Genomic DNA, 13,561 nt, shown 5'->3' with positions numbered 1-13,561 from the left:
AATAACCTGGGGCGTGAAGTGTTACATGAGAATGTTCATTTCAGACCAGGTTCTCACTTCGCCTGAGACAATCATGTCCGCGATTTTTTCCTGCAGAGTGGTCAGTGTGGGCGCTTTGGCATGGGCTTCAAGAGCCTCCTTGCTTTCCCATATTTCATAAAACAAAAAGGTGGATACATCGTCAGTGCTGATATGCAGATCGTATCGGAGGCAGCCTTTTTCACTGCGCACCTTGGGGACAACTGCACTCAGCTCACGTGCCAGTGATTTTTCCATGCCAGGTTTGGCTTTCACTGTTGCGGTAACATAAACAGTATTCATCTTGGATTTCCTTTTGAAGAACGTTGATGGAGACTACATTGCAGAATGGTCAACCACGATCTCTATTGAGTGTATGATGGAGTATCCACTAAGCTTCTCAGTCTACAATTCAATAGCTTTTTCGATGTCGGTGCACGTTAAGTCATTGTTTTAAAATGCTTCAGAAGATTTTGAGAAAACGATCATTATCGGACTGCTTCTCAGGATGTGTCTATTTATGACGTTACCGTGGGTGCAATTTCACTATAGCTATTGGAAATAGAATAACAAGAAGGGACAATATTGTCCGATACGAACCAATTGGTTCGAATTGCACTATTTAGTGGGGGCCAAGGTTATTTTTTTTGATGGCGAAACAATAGTATGATCAAGTGGAGGGCAAAGTGGTATCACTGCTCTGTTGAAGTTTCCATGGACCTGCTCAATGGAAAATGGAAATGCCTAATGCTTTGGCGTTTGAATGAAGGGACAAGATGTTACAAAGAGATAACAAGAATATTACCGGGATTAAGTCCGCCTGAACATATAGAGAGTCTGGTTAACCAACTTACAAAAATCAATTGGTATTCTGCCAATCTGTTTCGGAAACGGTATCCCAAAGTCAAGCTCAAACCAAGAATGATGAAGGCTCAGGATGATAGAATTATTTGCACATAAGCTACAACTGCTGTATATAACTTCCCCCTCCATTTTATAGAGGGGGAAATCTCAAAGAAATTTGCTTTGTTGGTGGTAAGGTCCACCAGAGTGTTCCTGACCATATCTAAAAGACTCCGAATAGTATGCTTAACACCCTAGAAATATCATGATTAAAAGACTCCAATCACATGAAATTATATAAATTAAACACCCAAAAACTGGCTTTACCTGCCCCGTTTCCACCATGTAGGAATACCTCTCTGTCAATTTAAGCGAAGAAAAAACACAGAAACAGCTGCTTGTCCTGTCTATACATTAACAAATGTCGCCTTTAAGGAATCGCTCCGACAAACAATGGTACAGTTACATTTGCCCTGTACCCAATACGAGCATTTTTAAACCGGGGCTCACGTACAAATATTTTTACGCTTCATCTAGAAGGAATGTAGGTTATGGGAATTGCTTTTGGTATCGATTTTGGCACATCAAATTCATCTTTGTCTATAAATGTTGATGGAAAAACGCAAGCAATTGATCTTGACGATTCTAACGACAATACGAAGTTATTACGATCTATCATATTTTATGATTATTTTGAGCATACGTACTTCTTTGGTCAGCATGCAATTGATAGATATATCGAAACAGACGCTGATGGCCGTTATATTCAATCAGTGAAAAGCTATTTGCCTGATTTAAGTTTCAAAGATACCCAGATTGGTGGAAGAACATTTACACTTGAGAAGATAATCAGTCTCATACTTGAAAAAATTAAGATGGCAGGTGAGTCTCAAATCGGTTGTGAGGTTGATGACGTTGTAATCGGTAGACCGGTAATATTTTCTGAAATTGAAGATGAAGAAAATATGGCTCAGGAAAGATTGATTGCTGCGGCAAAATTGGCCGGATTTAAAAATATCCATTTGGAGTATGAGCCTATCGCCGCTGCAATGTGCTATGAACAGCAAGTAGCTGCTACTGATGAGCAGGTAGTTTTAGTATGTGATTTTGGAGGTGGAACGTCAGATTTCTCAGTAATAAAAGTGGGGAAAAATCATATTGGACAAAATCATGATCGCAAACAGGATATATTATCTCTCGGTGGAATTTATATCGGTGGTGATACGCTAGATTCACTCTTAATGTGGGAAGAAGTAGCAACAGAATTTGGAAAGAATGTAAAGCTATCATACCCAATGAGTAATTCTTTGGTCAATATGCCATTATCCATTATGAGTAAATTGAAAAAATGGCATTTAACGCCTCTCCTAAATACTCCAAAAATGATAAAGGTTTTGCGAGAAATCAAAGGATATGCTGACCAGCCTCAATATATTGAAAACCTTCTCTCGTTGATAGAAAACAACTATGGATACACCTTATTCAAAGCTATTGAAAAGACAAAAATAGATCTTTCAAGCATGAATAATTCCTCAATCAATTATGTCGACTACAACATTTCAATACACCGACCAATAACAATTGAGAGGTATAATGCAATAATAACTCATGCTATTAATAAAATAGAAAACTGCATAATTGAAACAGTCTCTGACGCTGGTTTGAGATTAGGCGATATCGATAAAGTGATTTTAACTGGTGGTACGTCAAACGTGTCATTGATCAGTACGTTTCTTGACAGCACTTTCGGGCCACAAAAAACGATCAAAACAGACACATTTACCAGTGTCGGCCAAGGGCTTGGTATCTGTGGGAGTCGCTTTGTCTAGGAAGCTGTCCGTCAATACCCTTTAGCCTCCAATCTTCGTTATTTATAAAATATAATGCTCGTAATATCATTTATATGACTGCGCTTCTTTTTTCAAAATGCCTCGATTCGAGACAAAATTGCTATTCTCGGACAACCTCCTAAAAGGTTGTCGGATTATGTCCTCCCTGCGGAGTCTTCGCTCACCTGCTCATATGGAAATTCAGGGTCAACCTGAACCTCCCCCATTTTCACTGAGATTAAAGTTCGAGATTCTCATGAAGTCTAAACATTCTTATCGCAATGTCTGTAACTTACAAACTGATACTCCCATCACTCAATGCGATGATCATTGCGCCTGTCGCCTAACATTTGACAGGTGCCTTTTTTTTAATATATAAATAGCCTATAGCATTCTGTTTCACGCATAGAAAATCTCTATCTATTTCTATGTCACCATTTCCAAAGTAACAGGAGGACATATGAAAAAAGATCTCAAAAAGATTCTTGCAGGTATCGGCGCCGCGAGTCTGATCGGTGCTGGAGGACTAACTCTTCCAGGAGCTGCATCGGGGAGTGGCTGAGGAGCAGACAAAAGCGCAGGTAGCGCTGAAGTGAAAAAAGAAGCCGCAGCGAGTGGATGAAGCGGCTCAAAGAAAAGCACCGTGAGTGCTGAAGCTGAGGATGTAAAAAAGCAAGTAGAAACAGCCGTGACAGAGGCTGAGGAAGTTGCCGGTCAAGCAAGTGAAGACACAGCTGAAAAGAGTGCTGAAGAGGCTGTGAAAAAAATAATTCCACCACAAAAATCCGGAAAGAGTGGCTGAAGCTAAAATAGACGCGCGGACTGCGCGTTATCGTCTAACACGCCTAATAAGCCGGTATTATCTATACCGGCTTTTCAATTGTTTTCAAGTCAATCAGTCGGTATACCAATGATGGTAAGAACAACTCTTCATAGCCGTCTACCAGTAACGACGACATTTCTTCCAGACAACTTCACATGCACTCATCTCAAAGAGTTACCTGAAAGAATACAAGCCAACGCCGTGCTGCTGGAGAAATATCCTTTCCTTCTTGAACTTGTCGAGGTCGAATTACTGCGAGATCGGCTTCATCAAAGTCCTCCCTCATTACCAGAAGAATTAAACACATGGCAGATTCGACCCGGGGTTGAACTGATTGAAGTCTCCTGGTCTGGGATCCCGGAGCTCCTGTGCGGTAATGCTGTCGAACCAGAAAAACAGAAATCCCTGATACTGATCATCCCGCAACGCCCTGGCACTCTGGCAGAAGTCGTAACCCCCGACAGTCATAGTCTATTGGCACTCAAAATAGTGACCGAAGATCTTGATATACTCAGGCTCGCAAAAGAAACCAGTGTGCCTGTTGCTCTTCTTCAAAACATCTTGACCTTGGCAGTCTCCAAAAGGATCATCGTAAAACCAGCATCAAAAATTACACGACCACCTACTTTTTGTGCTGACAGTTCCGGGTATGAACGCTTCCTCACGTCTAACGTGTTCACCTTACAATGGCACATTACCCAAGCCTGCGATCTTCACTGTCGTCACTGCTATGACAGGACGGAACGAGAGGAGGTAACTCTCAACACAGGAGAGGAAATACTCAACCAGTTTTACGAGTTCTGCAAACAGTATAACGTAGCAGGCCAGGTCAGTTTCACCGGGGGAAACCCTTTACTGCATCCTCACTTTTTCGAACTGTATCGTGCCGCCAGCGAAAGGGGTTTGATGACAGCGATCCTTGGTAATCCAGTATCCCGAAATACACTTGAGCGCATTATTGACATACAAATGCCCGAGTTTTTTCAGGTGAGCCTGGAAGGTATGTCTCAGCACAATGACTATATTCGGGGAGAGGGGTATTTTGAAAGAGTGATACGATTTCTGGAAGTTCTTAAAGATCTTGATATTTACTCCATGGTCATGCTCACGCTTACCAGAGCCAATCAGGACCAGGTAATCCCTCTCGCTGAGTATCTGCAAAAAAGAGTAGATCTTTTCACATTTAACCGACTGGCAATGGTCGGAGATGGCGCATCTCTTCTTTCCGTAAATCCAGATGAATTTAGTCATTTTCTCAAATCATACAGAGCGGCGGCAGAGAATAACTCAACCATGAGATTAAAAGACAATCTATTTAATCTCATTAATTTAAACCAAGGTACTGAGTTGACAGGCGGATGCACAGGCCATGGATGCGGGGCAGCTTTCAATTTTGTTTCTCTCCTGCCTGACGGGCAAGTACATGCCTGCCGAAAGTTCCCTTCCCTGCTAGGCAACATCAAACACCACAATTTTAATACAATATATGAGAATGATATAGCCCAGAGATATAGATTGGGAACCAGTGCCTGCCATAGTTGTAAGATTCGACCGGTATGCGGCGGATGCCTTGCAGTCACTCACGGCTTTGGCAAGAAAAGCCTTACTGACCTTGATCCCTATTGCTTTATTGATCAATAGTAGAAGCGATCTCGCTCTTGAAAGCCCTCCTCTCTGACACCTTTTTCACCATTTTCTGTTCCACTTTTCCCTGTCGGCAAGAGATCACATCGATAGATGTAATCGGGTCATTATCCGAGCTACTGATAGAGTTTCAGATAGACAACAGCAGTCATGTGCATGATATTTAGAGAATTATTTTTTGAAACTTCCGAAGAGTTTGGAGAAAAGGCCATTCTCGGATAACCTCTTAGGCAAATTCATACTTCCTTATTGCTAGTACAACCGGTCGATAGTACATTTTATCGATATGAATGAACTCACTCTGCAAAACCGGCCATTTATCATTATTGCCGCACTTATGGCACTTTTCCTAGGAGCCCTCGATGCCCTGATTATCAGTGCGGCAATGCCTTCTATAGTCACCGATCTCGGAGGACTGACTCTGTACAGTTGGGTCTATTCCGCGTATTTTCTTGCCCGGGCAGTGTCCCTGCCTGTTTTCGGCAAGCTTGCCGACCGATACTCCACCAGAAGGCTCTTCCTCTTTTCTATCACCGTTTTTCTGCTGGCCTCGTTTGCTGCCGGTGCGGCGCCGTCCATGAGTATCCTCATCAGTGCCAGGGTATTTCAGGGAATCGGTGCGGGAGGAATCTTTGCTCTGGTATATATCGTGCTTTCGGATATTTCTCCCCCAGGTGAACGCGGCAAGACGCTGTCTTTTGCCAGTTCTGTCTGGGGAATTTCCTCGATTATCGGCCCGACCTTAGGCGGCGTTATCGTCACCTATGTCTCCTGGAGATGGATCTTTTTTCTCAATGTGCCGCTGGCGCTCGCATCCTTGGCAACAATAGGTCGCTGCCTGCCGCAACAGGCCCCTACCCCGAAAAAGGTACGGTTGGACATTGCAGGTATTACCTGTCTTTCCTGTTTTATTCTTTCTTTTCTGACCATCTTCATCACCGGTGGACGGAATTACAGCTGGTTGTCCAGCGAAATACTAGGGCTCGGTGTTCTGTCTGCGATTTTTGCAGTGCTTTTTATAGTCATTGAAAAACGAGCTGCAGATCCTGTGCTCGACTTGCGCTTTTTCGCCCGGCCAGTCTTTGCCCTTGGCAATGGCGCTGCATTCTGCGCCAGCTTTGCAATTTTTTCGCTCTTTGCCTATGTTCCACTCTTTATAGAAGGGGCATTGGGCCAATCCCCCATGCAGGTGGGACTAACCATGCTCTCCCTGAGCCTTGGATGGTCAGCAGGTTCTCTTGTGTTAGGACGATTCGTTGACGGCACAGGCAGCAAACAGGCTGCCGTACTGGGTGGGGGTATACTGGTGATCAGCAGCTCGGCTATGCTGTTTTTTACCCCGCAGACCTCGCTGGTCGTCTGCTTCATGGTCTTTCTGCTAGCCGGTCTAGGTATGGGATTTGTCACTCTGTCCACCCTATTGCTGGTACAAGCAGATCTTTCCAATGTTAATCTGGGAGTGGCGACTTCCTTTCACCAGTTTTCCAGGACTCTTGGCGGAACGATCGGCGTGGGTATTTGTGGTGGAGTGGCGACAAACGGGTTACTTAATAATCTGCAAGAGTCTTCTGCTATGATTCCATCCTCGATTATGGATCTGCTGCATAAAAGTCTGGAGAATCTTTTTCGCGAGGAATTCAGGCAAATGCTGAATGAACAGAGTAAAGCTCTTCTAGAGTTGGCAGTATCGAACGCGATGTCGATGGTTTTCTGGATTATTTTCGGAGCGACGTTGCTCTGCCTTGTTTGCACTGTGTTGTTGCTTAAGAAAATGCCGACAAAAGGCATGAGATGTTAAGCAGAAGTATGGTGCTGCATGAACCAAATGTATACTCTCGGACTCCCTCCTGTTGACTATACATGTATATATATACTTTGGTAAAAGGCGACATCCATGAGAACTTTACCTGTTAGATGAGTCAAGCAAAGACGCGACCCCTTACTTTTTAAAATCGAGACATTTAAAAAAAATAAGCACAGTCATATATTTGATATTGCGAGCATTGTTTTTTGGAAATGTCGAAGAGTTTGGGCAGATAGCGTAGCCTTCGAAAGGCCATTGTCGGACAGCTTCCTAGCTACTCGCTTTTAGAAAACTCTCTACCTCATCAAGAGTTGGAGTGGAAGACGAGGCCCCGGCCTTCGTGGTTGATAAGGCTCCACAGGCAGAAGCAAATCGTACAGCATCTTCGATTTCTCGGCCTTTCGAAAGCGCATAAGCCAGGCCACCGTTAAAACAATCCCCGGCCGCCACCGTATCTATTGGTGTTACTTGAAATGGAGGGATGTAGAGATTCTTATCTCTGGAACAATAGCAGACACCGCGTGCTCCCATCTTCACTAATACAACCTGCACACCCTTGTCGAGCAGTATTTGTGCAGCCCTGGCAGCTTCAGTTTCATCTGATGGGTAAATCCCCGTCAACAATTCAGTCTCTGTTTCATTTGGAGTGATAATATCGATCCGTTCCAGTACTTCTGCTGGAAGCCCATCTTTGGGAGCTGGTGCCGGATCAAAAATAACTCTACCACCAGCTGAACGAACCAGATCGGCAGCCTGCATAGCCGCACTGAGCGGGATCTCCATTTGCAGCAGTAATAGCTCTGCCTTTTCAAACAGAGATTGGTTGGAATGAACATCCTGTTCATTTATGGCCATGTTGGCGCCACCGATTACGGTGATACAGTTCTGGCCATCACCATCGACACCGATAACTGCCAATCCGGTATTTGTGGTATTATCAACAGTTATGTGTTTGGTGGGAACACTGTTTTCCCGAAGCAGTGCTGTGGCTGTACGACCAAAATCATCGGTACCAATCCGGCCCACAAGCCGTACATCTCCGTTTAATGCAGCAACTGCTGCAGCCTGATTGCATCCTTTTCCACCCAGGCCAATCGCATAACTCTTGCCATGCAACGTCTCACCCGGTCGGGGAAGTGTTTGACTATATGTTACCAGATCAATATTAATGGAACCGAAGACAACAATGGCCACAATGCACCTCAATTTTCAGGAAGAAAATGGGGAAGCTAAGGCCTCCCCATCAACACGATCTTTTCGTCCGTTTACTTTGTAATAAGCTTCAACGCAACAGGTGTATATTCTTCGACCTGACCACCTTTCAAGACCTTATCTGCAGTTTCAACACCGATCTCACCGATCTTGCCAGCCTGCTGGGCAACAGTAGCAAGCATAGAGCCATCCTGAACAGCTTTTACACCATCATCGGTACCGTCAAAACCTACAACCAGGATGTCACGCTTGGCTGCCTGTATTGCCTTGATTGCACCAAGGGCCATTTCGTCATTGTGCGCGAAAACCGCATCGATTTCCGGCTGAGCCTGGAGAATATTCTCCATTACGTTCAGTCCTTTGGTACGATCAAAATCGGCTGGCTGACTTGCTACAACTTCAAGACCTTCAGCCGCCTTGAGCGCCTTATTGAAACCATCACCACGATCTCGGGCTGCAGAAGTACCCGGAACGCCCTGAAGTTCTACAACCTTTCCTTTGCCTTTAAGGGTTTCGATGATCAGTTTGCCTGCCATCTCCCCGCCAAGCACGTTGTCGGAAGCAACGTGAGAAACAACCTTGCCACCGTTAGCTCCACGATCCAGAGTCACAACCGGCACGTCCTTACGATTAGCCGCCTTGATTGCACTGCGAACTGCATCTGAATCAGTCGGGTTAATCATCAACAGGGCAATTTTTTTATTAAGAACATCCTCTACATTGGCCAACTCTTTTGCAGGGTCATTCTGAGAATCCAGGACCATCAGTTTATACCCCAGTTCATTTGCTTTGGTTTCGGCACCTTCTTTAAGGGTAACAAAAAACGGGTTATTCAGGGTCGACACGACTAAAGCCATCGAATCCTGCGCTTGAGCAGTTAGTGTACTGGCGGCAAGCACAGCGGCAGCAGCGGTCAGTTGCAAAAGCTTCTTCATTGGATTCTCCTCTTTACTTCAATTTAATTGGTTGATTTACCGCGGCTGTCGATGACCACGGCAAGTAGAATGACCGCACCCTTGGCGATCATTTGAAAGTACGATGAAACATCCATAAGATTGAGAGCATTATTGAGCACTCCGATAATAAGAGCTCCGACAATGGTACCAAAAATTCTTCCTTTACCACCCATGAGGCTTGTTCCGCCTAGAACAACAGCAGCAATGGCATCAAGCTCATAAGCAAGTCCGGCTGTTGGTTGGGCTGATTCCAGACGGGCGGTAAGGATAATACCGGCAAGAGCTGCCAGCACACCGGAGATCATGTAAACCGCCATCTTTATCCGGTTTACGTTAACACCGGAAAGTCTGGCAACCTGTTCATTACCGCCAAGTGCATAGACATAGCGGCCGGTTCGGGTATGGTTAAGTACATACCAGCATACAACAAACACAATGAATGCAATGATTACCGGATTCGGAATCCCGAATATATAGCCACCACCTAGATTATAAAACGATTCCGCAACATCGAAATCGCCGGTAGAAATTGGTCTACCGCTACAAAAGACCAGCGTGGCGCCTCGCACCATGGTCATGCCAACAAGTGTGGCAATGAAAGGCTGTACCCCAAAAAAACTTATAACCGCGCCATTGGCTGCACCCAATGCGGCACCTACAGCAAGGGTTCCCACCAGAGCCAGTGGCAGGCTGACGTCAGCTGCAATCATGCTGGCACAGACCGCACCGGAAAGGGCAAGAACTGAACCAACGGAGAGATCGATACCGGCAGTGAGTATTACAAAGGTCATACCCATTGCGATGATGCCGTTGATAGACGTTTGGCGAAGGATATTGAGCAGGTTATCAATGCTCAAAAAACTCGGGCTGACCAGCGAGACCAAAAACATCAGGACCAGCAACCCTATGAGCGATTTATTATCGGAAGCAAACTGTTTGACATTCATGATACGACTCCTCAAGCCACTGCACAACGCATGATAGATTCCTGTGTGACCTCGCTGCGTGAAAACTCACCTGTTAGCCTGCCTCGCGACAACACCAGAATTCGATCGGAAATACCAAGTAACTCAGGCATGTCGGAAGACATCAACAAGATACAGAGGCCCTTCTGTTTCAGTTCGTTAATAAGTGTATAGATTTCCCGTTTTGCGCCAACATCCACGCCACGGGTAGGTTCATCCAGTATAAGAATACGCGGTTCGGGCAGGAGTGATTTGGCAATAGAAACCTTCTGCTGATTACCACCGCTCAACTCCGAGACGATTGAGTCTATCGAATGGGTCTTTATGGAAAAAGCCCGAATATATTCGCCTATAATCCGGCGTTCTTCCTTTTTTTTAAGATGACCTGTAGGACCTGTAAAACGTTTCAATCCCGTAAGAGACATGTTGCTCTGCAAACCCTGGGACTGGATCAGACCTTCATGCTTGCGATCTTCTGTCACGTAGCCGATACCTGCAAGTACGCCCTGGTGGGGAGTGTGGATTGACACTTTTTCACCGTCTATATAAACATCACCAGCCAAAGCTCTTTGTGCTCCAAATAAGGTTTTGGCAAGCTCTGTTCGGCCTGCACCCACAAGCCCGGCAAAGCCAACGACTTCGCCGGCACAACCAGAAAACGAGACATCGCTAAAGCCTTTGGAGGTTAACCCATTTACCTGTAAACGAATTTCTCCCGACTCAACTTGCGTGTAAGGATATTGGCTGGATAGTTCACGGCCAACCATGTGGCGAATCAGATCATCCTCGTCTAATTCTGTCACCGGCCCCTGATGCACCATCACACCATCTCGAAGAATGGCAACGTCGTCACATAGTCGAAAGATCTCACCTAAACGATGGGAAATAAAAACCAGCCCTTTCCCCTGATCCCGTAACTCTTCAACAACTTCGAAAAGGATCTCGGTCTCGATATCGGTAAGTGCATCAGTTGGCTCATCCATGATGATGACCTGGGCATTTAAGGAGAGTGCGCGGGCAATCTCCACCATCTGCTGCTGCGCTATACTGAGTGAGCCGAGGATGGTATCCGGATCTATGTCCTGCTTCAATACTTTGAGCCATCGTGCCGATTCAGATCGTACTGTTTCCCAGTCTATTTTTCCAAAATTGTTTACAGGTTCCCGACCTAAAAAGATATTTTCTCCGACACGCATTGTCGTGAGCAGATTCAACTCCTGATGGATTATGGCAATTCCGGCAGTCATCGCCTGGCGTGGATTTTTAAATGTCACCTCTTTACCGAGATAGGACATTGTCCCGCCGTTTCGTGAATAAATGCCTGAAATAATCTTCATGAGGGTTGATTTACCGGCACCGTTCTCCCCGGCAAGCGCTGTAACTTTCCCCGAAGTGACGGTGAAGTTAACACCCTTGAGAACCTCAACAGGACCAAACGATTTATTAACAGCCTGAAGTTCCAGTAATAAAGACATGGTGTCTTCTCCTAGAATGTTACTCCGGCATGGAGTATGACATTGGCATAAGGGGTACACTCACCGGTTCGGATAACGGCTCGACAATTTCTAGTGCGCTCTTTAAATTCTTCATGGGAACATTCATCTATAGTGATGTTATTTCCCTGAGTCGACTCCAGTGAGGAAAACATTTTTAAAAGGGCTGTGTGCACCTCGCTCTTCGTTAAAGCAAATTCGGTTGCAAGTACCACACGCTCAACGCAAAGTTCGGCGACCACCGCCTCTACAATAGCAAGAAACGGAGGCATCCCGTGGGTCACTGCCAGATCAATGCGCTCCACATCCTCAGGGATGGGAAGACCTGCGTCAGCGATGCATATGGAATCACCATGCCCTAACAGGGATATTACCCTTGAGATGGGACCGTTCAGTAAGGTTCCTTTTTTCACCGTTTTTCCTCCCTTATTGTTATGTTCGACGCTCAGAAATACCCAAAAGAAAACGTTTGCGCAAACGTTTTCTTTTGAGTGCTATTATTTTTCTGTTTTTATCTATTCCGTTGAACAACAGAGCCAGAAAAGACTTTTCTACCACTCTATTCTTGCGTACATTCCATAAAAATGATTCTACCATAACCAGGAGGTTGTCCGAGAATAGGGGTTTTGGTCATAATCGAGATATTTTCCCAAAATAAGCACAGCCATATAGATGATATTGCGAGCATTATTTTTTGAAAATTCCGAAGAGTTTGGGCAGATAGCATAGACTTCGAAAGGCTATTGTCGGACAGCCTCCTAGGAGCCCGGTATTGCCCTGGGAGGCTGATATCGCTGAAGGCAGATGGGTACTGCAAATAGCTTATTTATTCCAAATATTTAGTTTTTTTCCCGAAACTCAGCAAAAGGCAGTACCATTGTTGCGAAAGCAAATACTGATAGTGCATAAAAAATTATTTTATTATAGCAGGTACAATGGCAAGAAGTTCACATATAAGTACAATCCGAGACGTTGCTGAGAAGGCAGGGGTATCTGTTACCACAGTCTCCCACGTAATCAATAAGACACGATTCGTCAGCGAAGACCTGGTAAAACGTGTGGATGACGCCATCCGGGAATTGAATTACCAGCCCAGCGGCCTGGCAAGAAGTTTGCGCACAAAAGCAAGTGGCAGTCTTGGAGTGATTATCCCAGACAACACCAATCCGTTTTTTGCCGAAGTTGTAAGAGGCATTGAAGACTATTGTTACAAACAGGGGTACTCGGTCTTCCTCTGCAATTCTGACGGAGACCCGGATAAAGAATACAATTATATAAAATTACTGCGTGAAAAAGGGGTCGACGGGATGGTGCTCGTTTCCACAGGAAATGATAGTGACTCTCTCAAGTTCCTCGATCAGGGAAAAATACCGAAAGTCATCATCGACCGGGACATCGAAAGCTTGAACAGTGATTCTGTTCTTGTCGATAACCTGGCTGGCGGATATAAGGCTACCAAACATTTACTTGATCTGGACCATACCCGAATAGGCTGCATAACCGGTTCAAGCCAAATAACACCGAGTGCGCAACGACTTGAAGGATATATTCAAGCCCTCAAAGAAAAAGGGATTGCAATCGATAGTACATTGATCGAGACAGGTGATTTCAAAAGTCAGAGCGGCGGCGATTGCCTCATGCGCCTGATGAATCAGCCGGAACCACCAACGGCAGTTTTTGTTTGCAATGATCTTATGGCCTTTGGCGCACTTGCAGCAGCACGGCAATTGGAAATTCATGTACCTGATCAACTTTCAATTGTTGGTTTTGACGATATTGCAATGGCTTCAATGATAATCCCCAGTCTAAGCACGATCGCGCAGCCGAAAAGAGAGTTGGGTGAAACAGGAGCCACCCTTCTTTTGCAAAGGATTAAGGATAAAGACACGGCACAATCCAGAATCGTCCTTGAGCCGCTTCTGGTGGTCCGTGAAAGTTCTGCTCAACTCGTTGTAAACGATAAATAAGCCAGTG

The 13,561-nt window shown here is 45.1% G+C and carries 12 protein-coding genes; 6 read left to right on the top strand and 6 right to left on the bottom strand.

The window, feature by feature from the left end:
* Positions 1-21 precede the first annotated feature (21 nt).
* Complete coding sequence (locus FCL46_RS09515; protein WP_136806243.1) at positions 22-321, bottom strand: putative quinol monooxygenase; 300 nt, start codon at positions 319-321, stop codon at positions 22-24.
* A 363-nt stretch (positions 322-684) separates the two neighbouring features.
* On the opposite strand from FCL46_RS09515, the gene FCL46_RS28785 reads away from it, so the two are divergent.
* The 5 genes from FCL46_RS28785 (at position 685) to FCL46_RS09485 (ending at position 6,955) form a co-directional block, all read left to right on the top strand.
* The gene (locus FCL46_RS28785) at positions 685-978 is read left to right on the top strand and encodes a winged helix-turn-helix transcriptional regulator (RefSeq protein ID WP_136806242.1); all 294 of its coding nucleotides are present in this window, start codon (positions 685-687) and stop codon (positions 976-978) included.
* 434 nt (positions 979-1,412) lie between these two features.
* Entirely contained in the window at positions 1,413-2,690 is a 1,278-nt protein-coding gene (locus FCL46_RS09505; RefSeq protein ID WP_136806241.1) for an Hsp70 family protein, read from the top strand.
* Positions 2,691-3,150: 460 nt separating this feature from the next.
* Positions 3,151-3,492 (top strand): SbtA family thio(seleno)oxazole RiPP natural product precursor, encoded by a 342-nt coding sequence (gene sbtA / locus FCL46_RS27945; RefSeq protein WP_217909597.1) that lies wholly within the window; start codon positions 3,151-3,153, stop codon positions 3,490-3,492.
* Between the two features lie 108 nt (positions 3,493-3,600).
* On the top strand, positions 3,601-5,154 hold the full coding sequence (sbtM, locus tag FCL46_RS09490) for a thio(seleno)oxazole modification radical SAM maturase SbtM (RefSeq protein ID WP_136806240.1): 1,554 nt from the start codon (positions 3,601-3,603) through the stop codon (positions 5,152-5,154).
* 289 nt (positions 5,155-5,443) lie between these two features.
* Positions 5,444-6,955, top strand: a complete 1,512-nt coding sequence (locus tag FCL46_RS09485; RefSeq protein ID WP_136806239.1) for a DHA2 family efflux MFS transporter permease subunit — start codon at positions 5,444-5,446, stop codon at positions 6,953-6,955.
* Positions 6,956-7,231: 276 nt separating this feature from the next.
* On the opposite strand, the gene rbsK is transcribed toward FCL46_RS09485, so the two are convergent.
* The 5 genes from rbsK to rbsD form a co-directional block, all read right to left on the bottom strand.
* The gene (rbsK, locus tag FCL46_RS09480) at positions 7,232-8,155 is read right to left on the bottom strand and encodes a ribokinase (RefSeq protein ID WP_136806238.1); all 924 of its coding nucleotides are present in this window, start codon (positions 8,153-8,155) and stop codon (positions 7,232-7,234) included.
* Positions 8,156-8,226: 71 nt separating this feature from the next.
* Complete coding sequence (gene rbsB, locus FCL46_RS09475) at positions 8,227-9,108, bottom strand: ribose ABC transporter substrate-binding protein RbsB (RefSeq protein ID WP_136806237.1); 882 nt, start codon at positions 9,106-9,108, stop codon at positions 8,227-8,229.
* Between the two features lie 23 nt (positions 9,109-9,131).
* Positions 9,132-10,076: a ribose ABC transporter permease gene (rbsC, locus tag FCL46_RS09470; RefSeq protein WP_136806236.1), complete on the bottom strand. Its 945-nt coding sequence runs from the start codon at positions 10,074-10,076 to the stop codon at positions 9,132-9,134.
* Positions 10,077-10,087: 11 nt separating this feature from the next.
* Positions 10,088-11,569 (bottom strand): sugar ABC transporter ATP-binding protein, encoded by a 1,482-nt coding sequence (locus FCL46_RS09465; RefSeq protein ID WP_136806235.1) that lies wholly within the window; start codon positions 11,567-11,569, stop codon positions 10,088-10,090.
* Positions 11,570-11,580: 11 nt separating this feature from the next.
* Positions 11,581-12,000: a D-ribose pyranase gene (gene rbsD / locus FCL46_RS09460; RefSeq protein ID WP_136806234.1), complete on the bottom strand. Its 420-nt coding sequence runs from the start codon at positions 11,998-12,000 to the stop codon at positions 11,581-11,583.
* A 522-nt stretch (positions 12,001-12,522) separates the two neighbouring features.
* Here rbsD and FCL46_RS09455 point away from each other — a divergent pair.
* On the top strand, positions 12,523-13,554 hold the full coding sequence (locus tag FCL46_RS09455) for a LacI family DNA-binding transcriptional regulator (RefSeq protein ID WP_136806233.1): 1,032 nt from the start codon (positions 12,523-12,525) through the stop codon (positions 13,552-13,554).
* Positions 13,555-13,561 lie beyond the last annotated feature (7 nt).

Origin of the sequence: Desulfosediminicola flagellatus (genome assembly GCF_005116655.2) — a bacterium.
Lineage (GTDB): Bacteria > Desulfobacterota > Desulfobulbia > Desulfobulbales > Desulfocapsaceae > Desulfopila > Desulfopila flagellata.
This window is presented reverse-complemented; position numbering and strand designations above follow the sequence as displayed.

Coding starts and splice junctions, on each gene's coding strand:
- FCL46_RS09515 (WP_136806243.1), bottom strand. CDS start 321: ATGAATACTGTTTATGTTACCGCAACAGTGAAAGCCAAACCTGGCATG.
- FCL46_RS28785 (WP_136806242.1), top strand. CDS start 685: ATGATCAAGTGGAGGGCAAAGTGGTATCACTGCTCTGTTGAAGTTTCC.
- FCL46_RS09505 (WP_136806241.1), top strand. CDS start 1,413: ATGGGAATTGCTTTTGGTATCGATTTTGGCACATCAAATTCATCTTTG.
- sbtM (WP_136806240.1), top strand. CDS start 3,601: ATGATGGTAAGAACAACTCTTCATAGCCGTCTACCAGTAACGACGACA.
- FCL46_RS09485 (WP_136806239.1), top strand. CDS start 5,444: ATGAATGAACTCACTCTGCAAAACCGGCCATTTATCATTATTGCCGCA.
- rbsB (WP_136806237.1), bottom strand. CDS start 9,108: ATGAAGAAGCTTTTGCAACTGACCGCTGCTGCCGCTGTGCTTGCCGCC.
- rbsC (WP_136806236.1), bottom strand. CDS start 10,076: ATGAATGTCAAACAGTTTGCTTCCGATAATAAATCGCTCATAGGGTTG.
- FCL46_RS09465 (WP_136806235.1), bottom strand. CDS start 11,569: ATGTCTTTATTACTGGAACTTCAGGCTGTTAATAAATCGTTTGGTCCT.
- FCL46_RS09455 (WP_136806233.1), top strand. CDS start 12,523: ATGGCAAGAAGTTCACATATAAGTACAATCCGAGACGTTGCTGAGAAG.